The sequence below is a fragment of the Paenibacillus sp. S25 genome (genome assembly GCF_019454085.1).
Taxonomy (GTDB): Bacteria; Bacillota; Bacilli; order Paenibacillales; family Paenibacillaceae; genus Paenibacillus; species Paenibacillus polymyxa_B.
Genome location: NZ_CP073683.1, coordinates 570,066 through 588,485 on the forward strand (window position 1 = coordinate 570,066; position 18,420 = coordinate 588,485).

The window sequence follows — 18,420 nt, forward strand, 5'->3', positions numbered from 1 at the left end:
AAGAAAAAGCCCCGAAGGGCTTACATGATTAAAATTTATTGATTTTCTTTCGTGAGAAAAGAAGCTGCTAACAGTGTAGTATTCGTATAGCCACCTGAAACATTTTCATATGAAAAATTAGCGATAGGAACTCCAATAACTGTAGCAACGTCTCCTTCAAAAATTTCTCCACTTGCTCCCGGATAAACTGCCATTACTGTATTATCATTTTCATCACTAATATAAACGATAGCCGTTGTCCCTATAGGAATATTATCTTCTTCTATATCTATTACATCCCCGCTTATTTTTACAAATTTGTTTAAGTATAAGTTCAAACTTTTATTTAAGTGTTTTGTTGTTACGGATTTGTCTACTAGATTAATGATTTTGCTTTTATCTGTGGAAGGAAATAAGTCACTGTTTTTAGCAATGAAGTCATAAGAGGTTTGTTCCATAGAAGCTTGATCTTCTGTTAACATGGGTGTTCCATCCTTCAAGAATTCAGCAAATAAATATTCTTTATCTGTGACCTCAATTGTAGAAGCTTGCTGAGCAGTATTTTCATTGCTTACTGTTTGTTCAGTAGCAAAGGACGTGCTTGAAGACCCAGACCTTGTCGTTGTTTCTTTAAAATTGCTTCCACAAGCTGTTAGAGCTACAGAAAGTAGAGCAATGAATAGAACTTTTTTTAACATGACGAATTCTCCTGTGAGTGTCCTCATCGGTTGAGGTAGTTGCTCATTTTATCTTGTTACCTTTATTATCGAATATTAGTGTTGAATACATAATACTTTTAAGTTTAACAACAAGGATAATACAGTGGATTTTTCTATTCTAGAGGCCTTTCATTAATATGTGATATCGGACGCACTTAATTGCTAAAAAATGTATAAATTACTCATTCTATCAAATTAGGCAATGCCGCAAAGCCGGGGGTTATCTCCTTCACCAATAACTTACAAACTCAGGCACAGCGTGGTCCTAGGCTTTTAGAGACCGCTTTTTTTGTATAAAAATGGAGGATGTAAGGGTATTAAAAAAAATAAATATTCTATATTTTTGGTTTGTGCTAATATATCTCTATTCAAGTACAACTAGAAAAGAGGATATTGTGTGCACCATGACAAGGAATTAAAGCTTGCAGAAACAAATATTGCAAAAGGTATTGCTGTAATACTACTTTTGATCCATCACCTTTTTGCTTTTCCTGACAGATTAAAGTACGACTATGTTTCATTATTTAGTTTATTTCATGAAAGAGGGGAATTTTATGTAGGACATTTTGGGCAAATAGCAATATCTATTTTTTTGTTTCTAAGTGGTTATGGATTATATAAGAGCAATGTTCAAAATCCACATCATTTGATGCAGAAAAGCTTTACAAGATTAAGCAAAATAATGATAAATTACTGGGTTGTTTTTTTGCTTTTTATCCCAGCTGGTCTATACTTCTTTGGAAATTCTGATAGGTTTCAAAATAATTCAATAATGGATTTTTTGCGGAATTTTATAGCCCTATCAAGTTCATATAATGGTGAGTGGTGGTTTTTATATGATTATATTCTGCTGCTATTAATTTTTCCGGTCACCTTCCAAGCCTTTCAACGTAACGCATGGGTAACTCTACTCATTTCCGGTCTTGTTTTTTATAATTCATATTCACAAGGAAATTATTACAGTATTATGTATTGGCAGTTGCCGTTTATGATAGGGTTGTTCTTTGCTAAATATAAATTGTATTCATGGATGAATAAGATTTATAATTCCATCATATTTAATAACATACTGTTTGATATTATAATCATTGTATTGTTATTTCGCTTTCGTACTACGAGTCAATTATTTGAGAAGACAACGATTGATATGATAATAGCTCCTGTACTTATCCTCGTTAGTATTCATTTAATGAATAAATTAAAACTAGCTAGACCTTTCGCTTACTTAGGTAAAAATTCAATGAATATTTGGTTAACCCACACTTTTTTTTGTTATTATTATTTTCAGAGTATTGTTTTCTTCCCCAAGGTATCTATCTTGATCTTGTTGTGGCTAACGTTGTTAACGGTACTTACTTCAATTGTAGTTAATAGCATCATTAGTCTCATTAATAACAAAGTGTACACTAAAAATATTGATCTAAGTACAAACAAAGCCGGGGGCCAAGTGTAGGGTTCTTGCTATCTGTTTGAAAAAGACTACTGAATTGTACTTCACGGACACTCATTCGAGAGTATTGTATTTAACTTAAGCACAGCTTCCAGGCTTTTTGGAAGCCGTGCTTTTTTTGTTGAAATAAAACGATTTGCAAACTTTTAGTCTAGAAAAAATGTATCGTCCAGTACAGCAGTTTAGGCGTGATTTCGAGATTAAAGTTAATGTAAAGAAGGACCTCACTGGCATGTTAGCCGATATGAAGTCCTTCATCATGTTTATTTAGTTGAATATTCGCTTACTTCAAATGTGAGAATTTTGTTGAAGATTACGTAGTCTTTGCGATTGCTGAATGGACCTTTGTTGTTATTGTGCTTGTCAATGGCAAAGAAAGAAGCACCTCTACCAGCATCTTTAGCGTCATACCACGCGATGAAGGCATTCAGTTCTTTTTTACTCAAATCGAATTCTTTATCAAACCCATTGTCCATCGTTACAGTCAGAATGGCGCGATCACCAGTTGGTTGGGAGGCCCCATCGGTATCTGACGGATCCGGTGTTGTAGACGGATCTGGTGTAGTAGATGGATCAGGCTTTGTAGATGGATCTGGTGTAGTAGACGGGTCTGGTGTTGTAGATGTACCCGATTCTTGATAAGGCAAAAATCCTTCAGGAATAGGATATTTAAAATCACTTGCTCCAAAATTAGCAGTATATACAACAGAACCATTTAATTGATCGTTTCTTATGTAGGGATATACAGTATCGCCTAATAAAGAAGGAGTGTACTTAGAAATACCTTGTGAAACTCCATTTTTGTAAAAGGTTATTGTGTTATTACTTAGATCTAAAGCGACCGAAATGACATCATTTACTGTATAAACGGCCCCGTAATTATAATTTCCTGTGCCAAAAGATTGGCTCGTAGGACCATGACTGTCTCCATGAGAACCAGTGTACCTGATTTGTTTTTTCTTGTCTGAATTTGCGACTCCAATATCGCCGCTTCCTTTATTAAGGGTTACTTCCCAATACCATTTCCCTGAGCTTTTACCTACATTAGCAATATCGGTTTGATTCCATTCAGGAATTGTTTTTGTTAAAGATCCATCTGACCAGGTCACATTAGTAGTCTCAGCTTTTGTAACTGTAGGGAACAATGAGAACATCGAAGCTCCAATGAGAAGAGCTAACACTATTGTTCCTAGTTTTTTGAATATAATATTGTTCATGACTTCCTCCTAAATATATGTAATAACAAGTGAATTATAGAATTAGATTGGGAGAATTGTCCAAACATTAAATGATATAAATTCAAATATGAGTATTATTATGGAATTTAATTTGTTTCAGGGGAACGTAGGTCATCGAGAGTATAAAGGCCCTAGTCATTAGATTGGAGGTTTCAAAGAAACATCCGATTATGCTTGTCATTTGAGAATTTTGGAGGAGCAGTACAGGAGATTAAGCCAGAATCAGTTAAGATAGCGGGTGAAATTTTTATGTGAGACCAGCTTGAATTTCGAATAGACCTAGTATCAGGAGAGGGCCCGGAATGATTAATAACTCCGACGGTCAATAGCCAGTATAGAGAAATATTTCACGTACATAGATAAGGCAACAGAGTTACGAGTCTCAATAGCTCAACTTCGGAATTAGATTGTATGAGGCGTGGGATTCGATATTCATAATGACAAGGCATATCCCATATGACTAAGTAAGTGCTTTTTTGCTCACATAGAGGAGGGATATGATTGGATGCATTCGTTTCACGCTCATTAGATGAAATACGATTTTGGTCCAGGATTATGAAGGAGCATTCCTTTTTTCTGGGGTTAGGTTTTAGAGCGGAAGATACTCAACTTAAAACAGAAGCCAATCAGTTTTACGCTATTTTTGAGGATATTGAGAAAAGATCGTATGAATTTAATATCGAGACAGATCCTTATACAATCAAAGAGTTTAATACGGAAGTTCAGAATGCAGCGACAAATATTTGGGCATTTAAGAGAATGGTATTGGGTCTTATATTACAATGCAAGCTTCCTGGGCAAACCAATTTTCCCTTACTGGTAGATCACGTAAGCCGGGAAGCCAATTATTTCAGAAATCGTTTAGGAGAACTCAATTCAGGAAAGCTTGAACCATTACCCGATGCAATTATTGATGAAAATGTATTTTTCTTAAAAATCATGGCCGATCACGCAAAATTTATAGGCCATTTGCTTGATCCATCCGAACGTAAACTGGTTGAACAAGCGAGGGAGTTTAGTAATGATTTTGATATGCTGATGTTTCAAGCGATTGACCTAAGTCATATGCGGCCACAGTCACAAACCGTTCCACTCCTGAGTCAATTTGTTGATGAGAACCGTGTCTCTGTGAAGTCTTTGCGTGATTTTAAGAAAACAGCGCGTGATTTAATCGATGAGTGCCGAATAAAAAGCATTATCCATCCTTTATTGGCCGATCATGTATTTCGTGAAGCTGAGAGGTTCCTTTTTATTCTCGATATGTTTGATCAATCCTTATCAGGTGTTAAGGTGAACAAGAGAGAAATCATGCACTAAACTTTAAAGTGGACAAAAAATCAAACAGCGGCAGACCAAGACTCGAAAAATAAAGTTTTAGACAGCCGCTGTTGTAATCCAACTAACGTGTATGAGTACATAGAAAATCCAATATGTCAGCATTAAGCATCTTATGGAAATGTTCGCGATCAAAGCCGGGAGGGTCTTGCGATGGGAGAAAGGCCGGAGTCCTCATCGATTCCGGGAAAGGACTCAGAAAGGAGAAATGTCCGGCGTTTTTTACTGTTTTGTATTGCACCTTCTTAGGATCTGGCACGCCATCCAATATTAAACGAGCGTGTAAAGAAGGAGTGTACTGATCCTTCTCTGCATCCATCATTAAGATAGGTAGATTAACCGCACGCAAGCTACCTTCAGCTCGAAACCAGACCGACGCTGGCGCTAGTAAAACGAGACATTTTACTCGGTAATTTGGTGTAACCTCTATAAGCTGGGGCTTTCCGTCCGAGGTCTCGTGAGGCAAAGAAGTCGGCACGCCACCCGCCGCCGCTAATGCCGTGTAACCGCCCATGGAATGTCCGATGAGAGACACAGCATTCTGTATTAATTTGTCCTTGAACAGCATACTATCGAAAAACCAGTCGGTGACCATATTAAGGTGTCTAGGTCTATAGGTAAGATTCTGTGCTGTTCCTTCCAAACTATTGTCATTTCGATTGTTAAATGGATGCTGTGGAATGCCGACAATAAAACCATTGCGTGCTAAATGCTGCGCCAAAATCCGATACACAAGCGGCGTACTGCCAGTACCGTGAGAGATGATAACCAAAGGGAATCTTCCTTCTGATAGATCTGCCTCTCTCGCCAACTCTAACTGGTATGGACCCAATCGCTCTATTTGTTCGGGTTCGTCCGCTGGATACATTACCATCATGGGAAATGTAATGCCTAGGGAGGAATCCTTTATTTCTACTTCTCGCCATCCTGCATAACTATTCTTAAATCCTGCGTTTCTTATCATCCATCATACCTTTCCTTTCTCGAATTTTTGTTTAACTATCCTCCTGCCCGTTGCTTAATGAAAAAATAGACAGCTGCCGAGTGTATACCACTACATCTTCGAGCAGCTTCAATTTCTCTTGTTCACTATCTTTTAATTATTGTTAAATATTCAAATCCAAATATCATTGACTGCCGTTAATTCTGACTCTGCTCCTCCAGTATTTACTACACCTCTCGGCTCTACTAGCATGATATGGCACTCCTGATGTGCGAATGGCTTGTGTTCGACCCCCTTAGGTACAATAAACATTTCTCCCTGAGAAACCTGTACCCGTCCATCTCTAAAATCAATGAACATCTCGCCTTCAAGTACAATAAAGACCTCGTCGGTATCTTGATGATCGTGCCATACAAAATCCCCAACTATTTTCACCAATTTAAATTGATAGTCATTCATTTCACCAATAACTTTCGGAGACCAATGATCACTAAACTTAGATAACTTTTCATTCAGTTTGATTGATTGATACTTCATAATATCCTCCTTTTAAACTAGATATCCTCAGACGGATTTATAATCGCCAGAACCTGGTGATCCTCCCATTTTCCGTTGATCTTTACGTTGCTTCGAGAGATGCCTTCTTTGTGAAAGCCAGCCTTCTCAAGCACACGGATGGATCCTGGATTCCGAGGAGAGGCTTCCCCGAAGATCCGGTGAAACTTTAGCTCATCGAAAGCATAGCGGACCACCTGCTTCACCGCCTCCGTCGTATAGCCCTTGCCGTTATATGCTTGGTCTAGGCTGTATCCGATCATACAGCTCTGAAGCGGTCCCCTCACCACAAAAGATAGATCTATGCTGCCTATAATCCGGTCGTCCTCCTTGTGACATACCACGAAGGAATATTTCCGGTCCTCCATCATGTCGGCCTTGCTCTTAATAATCGTCTGGAGCTGGTGCTCCTCCGTATAGTACTTCTCTTGGTTGTTTGGCGAAAACTTCTCAAAGAATTCCCGATTGCGCTTGTACATTGCTGTCAATTCTGCGGCGTCCGTCTCCTCAGAGAACCGGATGTATACTGGCTGCTCCAACATCTGCACCATCCTTCCAAACTGTAATATTGAAAGAATTATATCACAGGCTGAAGACTGGGAAATTGATTTGACGAATGGTGTATATCAGGAAGCATTCCTTTGAATGTTAACTAAAAAATATATACCGTAATTATTGGAAGGGATATAATGTTTTCTAAAAAAAGGAGAATATATTGTAATGAATAATGCTTACGAAGTGCTCGAGGAGCGCATATCCGAATGGGGACTCTCTAATGAAGAAATTATTGCGGTTTATATCGTTGGGTCCCGTGCAAGAGAGGACAAACCTTTTGATGAGTTTTCTGACTTGGATGTAGTCGTCTTTTCAACGAATCCAGATTACTATCTTCAAAATGATCATTGGTTACTAAACATCGGCAAGGTTTGGACCAGCTTTATGTTTCGAACGGCAAAAGGAGATCCAGAAAAACTAGTTCTCTTTGACCAAGGGGCTGAGGTTGATTTTCTATTCCGTCATACTTCTGATCTGGATCATATAATCAAAAAGGGGCATATTCCTGAGGGGTTTCAGCGTGGGGTTAGGATGCTGCTCGATAAGACGGGGAATGGAAATCAAATCATTCCTCAAACCAGTACGATCCCGGATACTCCTCCGATATCTGAAGGTGCTTATCTACAGGTTGTTAATATGTATTGCTTCGCCTCTCTATATGTGGCTAAACAAATTTTGCGCAATGATCTGTGGGTAGCTAAGCAAAGAGATACGGACTGTAAACAATTATTGCTGCAAATGATAGAATGGCATGCAAAAGCTGTACATGGATCGGAATATGATACTTGGCATGCAGGGAAATTCTTGAATGAATGGGCTGATCAAGATGTCGTTGCTGATTTGAAAAAATCTTTTGGGGAATACGACCCCAATCATAGTTGGGAAGCACTGATCGTATCCTTTGAGTTGTTCAATCGGTTATCCTCGGAAGTGGCAGCTAAGTATAAATACGTGTATCCGAATGACTTGTTTTCCCATATCCAAACCTGGTTTGGGGGACAATATGATAAGCATTGATAAAAAGTCGGACACCCTAATTGTTGTGCTGCATGAGATTTATGGAATTAATCAGCATATACAAAATTTTTGCAGTTTATTATCAGATCAGGGTTATGACGTCATTTGTCCAAGTTTACTAGACAAGGAAACGCCTTATGACTATTCGCAAGAGGAAACTGCCTACACTAATTTTATGGATAATATAGGATTTGACCGCGCTTTCTATCATATCGAAAGTTTATTATTAAGTATTCGAGCTCGTTATAAAAAGGTATTTATCGTCGGCTTTAGCATAGGGGCAACGATTGCCTGGCTGTGTAGTAAAGAAAAGTATGTTGATGGAATCGTAGGATACTATGGCTCTCGTATTCGAAATTATTTAGAAATAGCTCCACATTGTCCAATACTGCTTTTTTTCCCACAGGAAGAACCATCATTTAATGTGGATGAGCTCATTTCAACTTTAGACAACCGTAATATCCGGGTACATAAATTCAGTGGACAGCACGGATTCAGTGACCCGTACTCTCCCCGATATAACGTGCACTCAGCTCAGCAATCATTTAAAGAAATGGTAGAGTTCTTAAAACTATGATGATCTAGTTAACCTCTATCGAAAATATCTCTTTAAAACCTCTTTTACCATCGGCTGTAACACGTATTGCTCGGGTTGTGGGCAGACGCTCGATCCAATTTAATTCGAATAATCTGTCCAGAAGTGCACTTCCTAAAGCACCTGCAAGGTGATGGCGTCGTTCACTCCAATCCAGGCATTTATGTGAGAAGGAGCGGCGCTTTTGTCTTGTTTTTTTAAGGTCAATCTGAAAGTCAGTGAAGAAAGTCTCTCCTTGTTCCGTGATATGAAGCCCGTCCTGATCTTCGGAAAGAATCCCCTTTTGAATGAAAAAACTCATGAGCTGCACGCCTAATTGACCCGCAACATGATCGTAGCAAGTTCTTGCCAACCGTAGGGCCTCGTTTTCGGAGGCATGTTTGAATGAATGGATAGGGACAGACGGGGCTATGGATAAAAATAATTCCATCACCCGGGCAACTTCGGGGTCTTGAATGCCATAGTAACGGTGACGCCCTTGTTTTTCCACAGTAACGACTTGTGCCTCGGTCATTTTAGCCAGATGGAAGCTGGCCGTTTGCGGTTTAATGCCTGCCATATGGGCCAATTCACTTGCCGTGTGGAACCTGCCGTCTAATAAAGCGGTGAGTATAGCTGCACGGGAAGGCTCGCTAACAAGAGAAGCAATCATGGCTACATTTGACTTGGTGCTCATGGCACGGTTATCCCCCTTTGTAATCCATACTTCGATGAAGGTTGAAATATTTATATTTTACAATAGGGAGGCAGATCTGAATAGAAGGAGAAGAGATAATGAACCCAATAAATCAGATGAATGAGATGAATTATAGTTCAGACGTTAAAACGATTAACCCTAGCATTTTATATTACGGAACCCCTGTGATTTTACTCAATACGCTGAATGAGGATGGAACGACTAATATTAGCCCCATTTCCTCTTCGTGGGCATTAGGAGATTGTGTGGTACTAGGTATTGGAATAGGTGGCAAAGTATTTGAAAATATGAAGCACCATCCCGAATGTGTAATCAACGTCCCGGGACCTTCGATGTGGGAAAATGTAGAACGTTTGGCTCCTTATACAGGCAAGAATCCTGTTCCAGCGGAAAAGAAGGAACATGGATTTATGTACCATAAAGATAAGTATGAGATCAGCGGACTAACTTCGATGGAGTCGAATAGGGTCAAGCCCGCCCGAATCAGGGAGTGCCCTATTCAAATTGAAGCTAAGGTGAAGGATGTGAGAATCCCTAACCATTCTTCTTATTTTGCGATCGTCGAAACTCAAACCATACAGGTGCATGTTCATCAGGATATCATCCTCGGTGAGAACCATATTGATCCGACAAAGTGGAGCCCACTCATCTATAATTTCCGTCATTATTTTGGTTTGGGGGAGCATTTGGGCAAAACCTTCCGATCTGAAACCTGATATTTTAATAAAATTATAATATCCTACCTGAATAATAAGAATTATCTTCCCAAATCGTTCTTTTTGTGCGAGAATGATTGAAAAATCATCCATGAGTACGCATACAGGAAGAGACGATTCATACAGCACGTATAACAAGGGAGGAAATAACCATGTCAGAAGAACGCAAGCTGTCATTCGAAACTCTCGCTGTCCATGCCGGACAACAAATTGATCCTACTACCTTTGCACGCGCCGTTCCGTTGTATCAAACCACTTCATATGGATTTCGGGATGCGGAGCATGCGGCTGATTTGTTCTCGCTCAAAGAATTCGGCAACATTTATACGCGTCTGATGAATCCGACCACGGATGTATTCGAGCAACGGATCGCAGCACTGGAAGGCGGGGCTGGCGCGTTGGCAACGGCTTCGGGAGCGGCGGCGATTTCCTTCTCCATCCTGAACATTGCTGGAGCTGGGGATGAAATTGTGTCGGCCTCCAGTCTGTATGGTGGTACATATAATCTATTTTCTACAACACTACCGAAATTGGGCATTAAAGTGCATTTTGTTGATTCGGATGATCCAGAGAACTTCCGCAAAGCCATTACGGATAAAACGAAGGCATTATTTGCCGAAACGATTGGTAACCCACAGGGCAATGTGCTGGATGTGGAAGCTGTAGCGGCGATTGCGCACGAATATGGTATTCCGCTGATTGTGGATAACACGTTCCCAAGTCCTTACTTGTTGCGTCCTATTGAATACGGAGCGGACATTGTCGTGCATTCTGCAACGAAGTTTATTGGCGGACACGGTACGTCTATTGGTGGGGTGATCGTGGACAGCGGCAAGTTTGATTGGAAAGCGAGTGGTCGTTTCCCAGGACTGACTGAGCCGGACCCGAGCTACCATGGAGTTGTTTATACCGAGGCGGTGGGACCTATCGCATATATTATCAAGGCACGGGTTCAATTGCTGCGGGACTTGGGAGCGGCCATTTCTCCGTTCAATTCATGGCTGCTGCTTCAGGGCTTGGAGACACTTCATCTGCGGTTGGAAAGACATAGTCAAAATGCCTTGAAGGTAGCGCAATATCTCGAAGGCCACAAGGATGTGGAGTGGGTCAGCTACACCGGGTTGCCGAGCCATCCGTCCTATGAATTAGCTCAAAAGTATTTGCCGAAAGGACAAGGAGCAATCCTGACCTTTGGTATTAAAGGTGGAAGCCAGGCGGGAAGCAAGCTAATTGCGAATGTAAAGTTATTTTCTCATTTGGCGAATGTAGGTGATTCCAAGTCTTTGATTATTCACCCGGCAAGCACAACGCACCAGCAGTTGAATGTGGAAGAACAGGTTGCTGCCGGAGTCAAACCAGAGCTGTTACGCCTATCTGTCGGGACAGAAGCGATAGACGATATATTGTACGATCTGGAGCAGGCGATCGCGGCCAGCCAGCAGTAGTAGCAGCAGTAGATCCTTCTTAGACTAAGTGTGAAGCATTCGCAAGTGATTTTTCGACCCATATCAGTATTCGTTCAATGTTTATCAGGCGGGGGGCAACCTCCGTCTTTTTTTCGTATTGACAATATACCCCCATAGGTATATATTATACCCCGTAGGGTATATGAGGAGGGGAAGAAATGGGTAGGAAAATAGTTATTATTGGCGGGGTAGCAGGTGGAGCTTCTGCTGCTGCGAGATTGCGTAGATGGAATGAGGAAGATGAGATTATTTTGTTTGAACGCGGAGAGCATGTTTCTTTTGCAAACTGTGGCCTTCCCTACTATATTGGCGGGACAATCCATGCGCGGGAGAAGCTGTTTCTCCAGACACCTCAAGGGATAAGAGACCGTTTTAATATAGATGTACGGGTACTGAAAGAAGTGATACAAATAGACCGCGAGCAGAAGCTCGTCCATTTCCGCGATATGATTACAGGTGAAACAGATGAGCAGCCGTACGATATTGTGGTATTGTCGCCAGGAGCCAAACCGATGATACCGGACATTCCTGGATTACATGAAGCTATGAATTTATTTACATTAAGAAACATTCATGACACGGACGTTATTAAGGCATATGTAGATGAAAGGCATCCAAAGCATGTCACGGTGATCGGAGCTGGATTTATTGGGCTGGAGATGGCCGAGAATTTGCGGGAGCGTGGACTTGCAGTAACCATTATTGACATGGGCCAACAATTATTGAATCCGCTGGACCCTGAAATGGCCAAATTGGTAGAACAGCATATGAGGCTGAACGGGGTGGAGGTGCGTTTAGAGGAGGGAGTCACGGCTTTTGAAGAGCAGGGTACCCAACTTCGTTTGACTTCCGGGGGTATGCTTCAGACGGACATGGTTATTCTGGCGATCGGTGTTGTTCCTGAAAATGAGTTGGCCAAACAAAGCGGATTGGAACTTGGTTTTCGCGGCGCTATTCAGGTGAACGCCCAACTGCAAACCAGCGATCCGGCCATTTATGCGGTGGGGGATGCCATTCAGGTCAAAGACCGCAATCATGGGTTTGCAACGATGGTATCGCTAGCCTGGGGAGCCAATCGTCAGGGGCGTTTGGCAGCGGATCATATTAACGGTCAGGCAATATCTTATGATGGGGCGCTCGGAACATCCGTAATTAAGACCTTTGCATTGACTTCAGCTTCTACAGGTAATAATGAAAAAACATTACAGCGGCTGGGCGTTCCTTATCAGGCTGTTCATATTCATCCTGGTTCGCATGCCGGTTATTATCCTGGCGCATCACCCATCGCTATGAAGCTGCTCTTTCATCCCGAGAACGGAATGATCTACGGGGCGCAGGCTGTTGGAGCTGATGGTGCAGACAAAAGGATTGATGTCATTGCAACGGCTATTCGTGGTCAGTTGAACGTCCGTGAACTGGCTGATATTGAACTTGCTTACGCACCTCCCTATTCTTCAGCAAAAGACCCTGTGAATATGGCGGGTTACGTGGCTTCGAATATCATGGATGGACTGGTCCATACGATACAGTGGCATGAAGTTGATGATTTTCACCGTAATGGTGGTCTTATTATTGATGTTAGGGATGCGGTGGAGCTACAGGCGGGGGCCATTCCAGGTTCGATTCATATTCCTCTGGCCGAGATTAGAGAGCGGATGGCAGAAATCCCTAGTGATCTGGAGATCGCGGTATCCTGCCAAGTCGGTCTGCGAGGCTATATTGCGGCCCGAATTTTGACCCAATACGGTTATCGGGTGAGGAACGTTGATGGTGGCTATAAGACGTATTCGGTTATGGCTGAACGTGAGTGAACATTTCCTTTCATGTCTTTGGTGTAGGATCGCTACTGTACATTATTTACGTTATCCGTAGGGTTTACCCCTTTTCTGATCAAATTATGGCTTGGTTCACTGTGTGACGTCTGTTACAATAGAAGAGGCATATACGAATGGATAGAAAAGAGGTTGAACAGGTGGGCACTTCAGTGATTTGGGAAGCAGTTATATATTGGGTGATCTTGGTGATTACCGCTCTGTGTGTGATCGCAGTATCTGGTACTCGGAAGACAGCAAGCACGATTATTTTAGCGCCCGTTGTTTTGTTCTGTACCATATTTATGATGCAGGGATCAGTGTTTACTGCCATGAATCACCCGACGATGGGGTCTAATGTCGGTTTGGGTATGGCATTTCTGACAACATGGGTGGTCAGCGGAATATTGTTTGCTGTAGCGCTTGTAATTGCTTTTATTAAATATAACAAGAAGAACAAGGCGTAATTTAGCCTTAACCTCAGATGAATAAAGGCTTTCGGTGATGTGCCGAAAGCCCTTTTTGTATTCTTTTTTAACCATGCAGGATGTCTCCGCTTATCTGCGTCTTCTCATAAGCAACACAACGATCAGCACGACGATGATCACGATCAATAGGAATTTCATATTCGATAACCTCCTTGGTCTGTCTCATATTTGGTATTAACCACTTTTAGTTAGTATGCACCGATGGATCTCAAGCAAGTATCTATTGTCGAGTTCTTGGGGAAATTTAGAATGTGGGACTAAAAAGAGGTTTACAGGCTTAGCTGGAAAGTGTATACATAAAGTAAGGAGGCGATTGCCATGAGTGATCGTGCATTTCATTTGTTCTATATTATTTTCTTAACGGTTCTGGCACTTGGAAGTGTGGGTGGAATCGCCTGGTGGTTGCGCTCTGTTGGTCGTCAGGAGAAGGAAAAAAACTAAATTCAGCATGGGCATACAAGCCCGCATGCATCTTCCAGTAGGAGGGTGCATTTTTATATGTTATAATGGGAACATATGTTCTTTGTGGGAGGGAAAACGATGTTGCCAGATTTGGAACGGAAGCTGCTACGTATTTTGTATAATTATTTCGCCCAGCATCGCCACATGCCCACAATGGCGGAATTGACCGTAAAAACGGGCAAGCGAGACGCTGAAATTACAGTCGCTTTGCGGCATATGGAACAGGAGCGCTACATCACTTGGGAAAACAATTCGGGTACCCAGCATGTTGTTTTACTGGAAGGGTGGGAGCGTCCCTCGGCCCAAAGGCGCACCCAAGCGGAAACAAGACGTTCCACTACGCAAACGATGCCGCCCGATGGTACAGAATATTGGACGAATTATTAGAAGGGATATAAAACTGGAAAATTAATGAGTTTTTAAGGTGCATATCATTTAGTTTTAAGAAAGCGAGACTATAATGACCCTATTAACCCCTTTTTGATCAAGCTATAGGCCCTGCCGATGTATCGGCAGGGCCACTTTTTTGTCTATAGATACGCTTATGTATATGAAAAATCCCCCGGGGATCATCCGGAGGATGGGTGCAGTTTGCATATACTGCACGGCCTGCTCAAACTTCATCGTTTGATGGCATAATATATATTCAACCCCTGCTACCTTGCATTATATGGTCAGCATGTTCATAAGGGGCAGTGTGATTCCACTTCATTTTCCAAACGACAAAAGCCCTACCTCTCTTTCGTCCTTGCGGCTCCGATGACCGCGCCAGTGTGAATGTGAAAATCTTCGGCAAAAGCTCAAAATTCTACATTAGGGTTATACATAAAATTTGGAGAAGCTCCATACGGTGATTAGGAGTAATAGCTTGTTGCGTGGAATCTTATGGGGTTAATACATATACATACTTTAATAGTATAGCAAGAATGATTCTAAAACACAAGGTATTTTTGGTTTCTTTGATTATAGACTGGAAAAAATGTTGATAAGATCATGGTCTTTTATCCATCGTTTGATGCCTGTCCCCCGCGAGATCTGATAGACGACAGCATGTTTTCCTAGCTATACATTGCGGATCGAAAGCCGTCCTCTGTATTTATGTAAAATGCTCAAGCAAGAAGGTAAACTTTTGATGGTTGGACTCCGATATTGAATACACAAGATATTTTAGAGTGTACGGATGAAAAGAGGGGTAGCAATTTGCCGACCTATAAGCGCTTTATTCAGCATGTTATCCTGAACTATATTATAGGTTCGTTTATCGCTGTATTGTTGGTAGGTATGATTTTTGTATTTTCCACGTTAAATGTAGCCCACTATGAAATTCTGGGTCTTGTTAAAATTATTGCATTTTCCAGCGTCATTATGATTGCTTGTGAAACCATAGTGTTTCGAATGCATTTGAGACCGGTTCATCGTTTTTTTTACGGTAACCAGGAAACGCTCAAGGATGTAGAAGCGGTGTATATCCGGGTTCATCAGCTGCCTAATTTGTCCGTTTTACGTATTGTTGGACCGCATTTGTTGGGTTTCTCTATCCCGGCAGCCATTATTGCCTTATGGATGATACATACTGGACAACTTACCTTTCCCTTATATTATGTAGGAATCGCCTGTATAGGAGCTTGTCTGGTTGCTTCGATGCACGCATTGGTTGAATTTTTTCTGACCATGAGAGCAATCAAGCCGTTGCTGGAGGAAATTCGTGATCGAACTTACCAGCAATATGGATTGAACCTCTCCCTGCGAGGACGAGTTCTACTATCGCTTCGGCATAAATTTCAGTTAAGTGCGACGCTCATTGGTGCTTTTCCTCTGTTTTTATTTTGTTTAGCTACACAGATTCGCCTGGAACGTTTGGAGGCGACGGATTCAAGTTCCTATTGGGCATGGGCGGGTACGATTTTAATTTTTGGTGTAGCCTTTGCTTATCTGGGAGGAAGGTTGTTGACCCGTGAGATAGAACAGCCGATCCACCACCTGCTGGAAAAAATGAATGCAGTGAGGGAAGGCCGCCTGAACAGTAATGCCAGCGACTTGTACTCCGACGAATTTGCCGAGTTGGTTGAAGGCTTTAACATGATGATCGAGGGCCTGAAGGAACGGGAAGAAAAGAACGGTCAGCTATTGGACAGTTACTTTGCGACCTTGGCGGCAGCACTAGATGCGCGAGATGCCTATACCGCAGGACATTCTTTGCGTGTAGCTGAATACTCCGTACTCATTGGGCGCAAGGGAGGTTTGAATGAGACAGACCTCGACTTGCTGCGCAAAACAGCTTTGCTGCATGATATCGGTAAAATCGGTGTGGCTGACGCTGTGCTGCTCAAGGACGGCAAGCTGACGGACGAGGAGTTTGATCAGATTAAAATGCACCCGGTTATGGGAGAGAGCATTCTCCGGCAAGTTGAACCAGCTTATGCTATGGCCCCTTATTTGCCTGGCGTGCGCTCGCACCATGAACGTTATGATGGCAAGGGATACCCTGACCAGCTCGCTGGGGAAGATATCCCCTTATTTGGGCGAATCATTGCTGTAGCAGATGCTTATGATGCGATGACGTCTGATCGTCCCTATCGGAAAGGTATGAAGGAAGAGAAGGCGGTTATGATATTGGAAGAGGGAAAGGGAACCCAATGGGACCCTTATTTTGCCGAATTATTTGTCAAGGAGTGGCGCCGGAACAAAGGCATCACAAGCTGACTTTGTATATATCAGCACAACAGGGCGAGCCATTGAGGTTCGCTTTTTTATATATCAGGATTTTGCAAAATCCTCATATACGGATGTAAGATCTTTTGACATGTCGAAAGATGGGGCTTCATGTTATGATGTACAAGAAAGGCAAATGCGGTTAACATAGGCCTGGCATCCAATTTTTTGCGCTATGGGAGTGTGAGTCCATGCAATTTTCAATGATGTTTTTAATGAATTTAGGGATGCTGATTGCCGTTGCCTATGTGGCGAACGTGATTTATAAATATGGTTTGAGTCGTACTTCTTCGCGGTTCAAATATGTCAACTCGGTGCTGCTAGTGATATTTGGTGGATGGGTCAGCTCTTGTTTTGGTTTTAACTTTAGTGAAACGGTTATTTTTGATTTGCGTTTCGTACCGCTGATTATCGCGGCATTGGTGTATCCCCGCTCCTATACGCTTATTATTATTGGGGTCGCAATCGGACTTACGAGGTTTACCTTCGGTTTGAATATGGCGGCGTGGGTCGGCTTTTTGAATATGAGCATTCTGGGCGTCCTGTGCGCCGGATTGAACTACTGGATGCGCCGTTCCACCTGGCGTTTGATTATTAAGGCATCAGTGACCATTTTAGTGGTTAATATCGTAAATACGTTAAATATTGCCTGTCTGGGTGTCATCCCTTGGCGCTATTATGTAGCGGAGGTTGTTCCTCTTACACTGCCAATCGGCATCGTCCTCAGTTTTTTATTTGCCCTGATTTTACGGGACTTTCAGATGGAGCAACAGCGGAATCATCAGATTAAGCAGGCGAATGAGTTGTTATCAGAGCAGCGAGATGAGTTGCAGAAGGCAAAGGTCATTCTAGAGGAACGTGCCAAGCAGCTGATGATGGCTTCCCAATATAAATCGGATTTTATGGCAACGATGTCGCATGAGTTACGTACACCTCTTAACAGCATCATTAATCTGGCGCAGATTATCAACGAGCAGGGAAAAGAATTGGATGAGGACGAGTTATACCAATACAGCGATCTCATCTATGCCTCGGGGCATGATTTGCTCCAAATGATTAACGACATTTTGGACTTGTCCAAGGTCGAAGCTGGGCACATGGAAATTGTAAGTGAGCCAGTCAATGTGCGTGAGATTGCGCAGGTGATGATGATGCATTTTGAAGTCACTGCGAAGGATAAAAACCTGGAATTCAGCTTAAAGGAGCATGAGCCTATACCGAATGAAATTCGGTCCGATTCCAAACGTGTACAGCAAATTTTGCGTAATTTATTGTCCAATGCCTTTAAGTTCACTCATGAAGGACGTGTATTGCTAGAAATGAGTACACAGCATCTGGATCAAAAGGGACAAGAGGGAGATTGGGTTGTATTTGCTGTAAAAGATACGGGCATCGGTATTTCCAAGCTTCAGCAACACGTTATTTTTGAGGCATTTCAGCAGGCGAACGGTTCCATTAATCGTAAATATGGAGGAACCGGTTTGGGATTGTCCATTAGCCGTGATTTTTCCCGCTTGTTGGGCGGGTTTATCCGTTTGGAAAGTGAGGAGGGTAAGGGAAGTACGTTTTCTCTGTACCTACCGATGTGTCCGTCCGAAAATAAGGAGGCGGACGAACAACCCTTTAAATTAACCTAATCGCAATTGTAGGAGCAGGAGCGTTATGGCACAGAGGAGGTCTAT

18 protein-coding genes are annotated in these 18,420 nt (G+C 42.1%); 12 read left to right on the forward strand and 6 right to left on the reverse strand.

Annotation, left to right across the window (positions count from 1 at the left end):
- Nucleotides 1-35: 35 nt before the first annotated feature.
- Complete coding sequence (locus KAI37_RS02520; RefSeq protein WP_071639360.1) at nt 36-677, reverse strand: hypothetical protein; 642 nt, start codon at nt 675-677, stop codon at nt 36-38.
- 418 nt (nt 678-1,095) lie between these two features.
- Here KAI37_RS02520 and KAI37_RS02525 point away from each other — a divergent pair, with 418 nt between their 5' ends.
- Nucleotides 1,096-2,151: an acyltransferase family protein gene (locus KAI37_RS02525; RefSeq protein WP_220030666.1), complete on the forward strand. Its 1,056-nt coding sequence runs from the start codon at nt 1,096-1,098 to the stop codon at nt 2,149-2,151.
- Between the two features lie 260 nt (nt 2,152-2,411).
- Here the strand turns inward: KAI37_RS02525 and KAI37_RS02530 are convergent, their stop codons facing one another.
- Nucleotides 2,412-3,365: an SPRY domain-containing protein gene (locus KAI37_RS02530; RefSeq protein ID WP_220030667.1), complete on the reverse strand. Its 954-nt coding sequence runs from the start codon at nt 3,363-3,365 to the stop codon at nt 2,412-2,414.
- Nucleotides 3,366-3,887: 522 nt separating this feature from the next.
- Between KAI37_RS02530 and KAI37_RS02535 the strand changes: the two genes are divergently transcribed.
- A complete protein-coding gene (locus KAI37_RS02535) occupies nt 3,888-4,703 on the forward strand; it encodes a DUF2935 domain-containing protein (protein WP_071639362.1) in 816 nt (271 codons plus the stop codon).
- A gap of 82 nt (nt 4,704-4,785) precedes the next feature.
- Here the strand turns inward: KAI37_RS02535 and KAI37_RS02540 are convergent, their stop codons facing one another.
- The 3 genes from KAI37_RS02540 to KAI37_RS02550 all read right to left on the reverse strand — a co-directional run bounded on the left by KAI37_RS02540 (nt 4,786) and on the right by KAI37_RS02550 (nt 6,761).
- The gene (locus KAI37_RS02540; RefSeq protein ID WP_071639363.1) at nt 4,786-5,685 is read right to left on the reverse strand and encodes an alpha/beta hydrolase family protein; all 900 of its coding nucleotides are present in this window, start codon (nt 5,683-5,685) and stop codon (nt 4,786-4,788) included.
- 150 nt (nt 5,686-5,835) lie between these two features.
- Nucleotides 5,836-6,201 (reverse strand): cupin domain-containing protein, encoded by a 366-nt coding sequence (locus tag KAI37_RS02545; protein WP_025721907.1) that lies wholly within the window; start codon nt 6,199-6,201, stop codon nt 5,836-5,838.
- A 17-nt stretch (nt 6,202-6,218) separates the two neighbouring features.
- Nucleotides 6,219-6,761, reverse strand: coding sequence for a GNAT family N-acetyltransferase (locus KAI37_RS02550; RefSeq protein WP_071639364.1), 543 nt, complete (start codon nt 6,759-6,761; stop codon nt 6,219-6,221).
- Between the two features lie 178 nt (nt 6,762-6,939).
- Here KAI37_RS02550 and KAI37_RS02555 point away from each other — a divergent pair, with 178 nt between their 5' ends.
- Together KAI37_RS02555 and KAI37_RS02560 are read left to right on the forward strand one after the other, a co-directional pair.
- On the forward strand, nt 6,940-7,791 hold the full coding sequence (locus KAI37_RS02555; RefSeq protein WP_071639365.1) for an aminoglycoside 6-adenylyltransferase: 852 nt from the start codon (nt 6,940-6,942) through the stop codon (nt 7,789-7,791).
- Nucleotides 7,778-8,368 carry a dienelactone hydrolase family protein gene (locus KAI37_RS02560; RefSeq protein WP_071639366.1) on the forward strand — a complete coding sequence of 197 codons (591 nt, stop codon included), beginning with the start codon at nt 7,778-7,780 and terminating at the stop codon, nt 8,366-8,368. Before KAI37_RS02555 ends, KAI37_RS02560 begins: the two co-directional genes overlap by 14 nt.
- A 4-nt stretch (nt 8,369-8,372) precedes the next feature.
- On the opposite strand, the gene KAI37_RS02565 is transcribed toward KAI37_RS02560, so the two are convergent.
- Complete coding sequence (locus tag KAI37_RS02565; RefSeq protein ID WP_220030668.1) at nt 8,373-9,062, reverse strand: ArsR/SmtB family transcription factor; 690 nt, start codon at nt 9,060-9,062, stop codon at nt 8,373-8,375.
- A 98-nt stretch (nt 9,063-9,160) separates the two neighbouring features.
- Here KAI37_RS02565 and KAI37_RS02570 point away from each other — a divergent pair, with 98 nt between their 5' ends.
- The 8 genes from KAI37_RS02570 to KAI37_RS02600 all read left to right on the forward strand — a co-directional run bounded on the left by KAI37_RS02570 (nt 9,161) and on the right by KAI37_RS02600 (nt 18,375).
- Nucleotides 9,161-9,799 carry a flavin reductase family protein gene (locus KAI37_RS02570; RefSeq protein ID WP_076293270.1) on the forward strand — a complete coding sequence of 213 codons (639 nt, stop codon included), beginning with the start codon at nt 9,161-9,163 and terminating at the stop codon, nt 9,797-9,799.
- Between the two features lie 152 nt (nt 9,800-9,951).
- A complete protein-coding gene (locus tag KAI37_RS02575) occupies nt 9,952-11,244 on the forward strand; it encodes a homocysteine synthase (protein ID WP_023986774.1) in 1,293 nt (430 codons plus the stop codon).
- A gap of 179 nt (nt 11,245-11,423) precedes the next feature.
- Nucleotides 11,424-13,076, forward strand: coding sequence for a CoA-disulfide reductase (locus KAI37_RS02580; RefSeq protein WP_220030669.1), 1,653 nt, complete (start codon nt 11,424-11,426; stop codon nt 13,074-13,076).
- 137 nt (nt 13,077-13,213) lie between these two features.
- Nucleotides 13,214-13,543, forward strand: a complete 330-nt coding sequence (locus KAI37_RS02585; RefSeq protein WP_220030670.1) for a hypothetical protein — start codon at nt 13,214-13,216, stop codon at nt 13,541-13,543.
- Nucleotides 13,544-13,882: 339 nt separating this feature from the next.
- A complete protein-coding gene (locus KAI37_RS26250) occupies nt 13,883-14,005 on the forward strand; it encodes a hypothetical protein (protein ID WP_023986778.1) in 123 nt (40 codons plus the stop codon).
- Nucleotides 14,006-14,104: 99 nt separating this feature from the next.
- The gene (locus KAI37_RS02590) at nt 14,105-14,413 is read left to right on the forward strand and encodes a hypothetical protein (RefSeq protein WP_220030671.1); all 309 of its coding nucleotides are present in this window, start codon (nt 14,105-14,107) and stop codon (nt 14,411-14,413) included.
- Between the two features lie 813 nt (nt 14,414-15,226).
- A complete protein-coding gene (locus KAI37_RS02595; protein WP_071639370.1) occupies nt 15,227-16,729 on the forward strand; it encodes an HD-GYP domain-containing protein in 1,503 nt (500 codons plus the stop codon).
- A 200-nt stretch (nt 16,730-16,929) separates the two neighbouring features.
- Nucleotides 16,930-18,375 (forward strand): ATP-binding protein, encoded by a 1,446-nt coding sequence (locus KAI37_RS02600; protein WP_071639371.1) that lies wholly within the window; start codon nt 16,930-16,932, stop codon nt 18,373-18,375.
- Nucleotides 18,376-18,420: the final 45 nt, after the last annotated feature.

Coding starts and splice junctions, on each gene's coding strand:
- KAI37_RS02520 (WP_071639360.1), bottom strand. CDS start 677: ATGTTAAAAAAAGTTCTATTCATTGCTCTACTTTCTGTAGCTCTAACA.
- KAI37_RS02530 (WP_220030667.1), bottom strand. CDS start 3,365: ATGAACAATATTATATTCAAAAAACTAGGAACAATAGTGTTAGCTCTT.
- KAI37_RS02540 (WP_071639363.1), bottom strand. CDS start 5,685: ATGATAAGAAACGCAGGATTTAAGAATAGTTATGCAGGATGGCGAGAA.
- KAI37_RS02545 (WP_025721907.1), bottom strand. CDS start 6,201: ATGAAGTATCAATCAATCAAACTGAATGAAAAGTTATCTAAGTTTAGT.
- KAI37_RS02550 (WP_071639364.1), bottom strand. CDS start 6,761: ATGTTGGAGCAGCCAGTATACATCCGGTTCTCTGAGGAGACGGACGCC.
- KAI37_RS02555 (WP_071639365.1), top strand. CDS start 6,940: ATGAATAATGCTTACGAAGTGCTCGAGGAGCGCATATCCGAATGGGGA.
- KAI37_RS02560 (WP_071639366.1), top strand. CDS start 7,778: ATGATAAGCATTGATAAAAAGTCGGACACCCTAATTGTTGTGCTGCAT.
- KAI37_RS02565 (WP_220030668.1), bottom strand. CDS start 9,062: ATGAGCACCAAGTCAAATGTAGCCATGATTGCTTCTCTTGTTAGCGAG.
- KAI37_RS02570 (WP_076293270.1), top strand. CDS start 9,161: ATGAACCCAATAAATCAGATGAATGAGATGAATTATAGTTCAGACGTT.
- KAI37_RS02575 (WP_023986774.1), top strand. CDS start 9,952: ATGTCAGAAGAACGCAAGCTGTCATTCGAAACTCTCGCTGTCCATGCC.
- KAI37_RS02580 (WP_220030669.1), top strand. CDS start 11,424: ATGGGTAGGAAAATAGTTATTATTGGCGGGGTAGCAGGTGGAGCTTCT.
- KAI37_RS02585 (WP_220030670.1), top strand. CDS start 13,214: ATGGATAGAAAAGAGGTTGAACAGGTGGGCACTTCAGTGATTTGGGAA.
- KAI37_RS26250 (WP_023986778.1), top strand. CDS start 13,883: ATGAGTGATCGTGCATTTCATTTGTTCTATATTATTTTCTTAACGGTT.
- KAI37_RS02590 (WP_220030671.1), top strand. CDS start 14,105: ATGTTGCCAGATTTGGAACGGAAGCTGCTACGTATTTTGTATAATTAT.
- KAI37_RS02600 (WP_071639371.1), top strand. CDS start 16,930: ATGCAATTTTCAATGATGTTTTTAATGAATTTAGGGATGCTGATTGCC.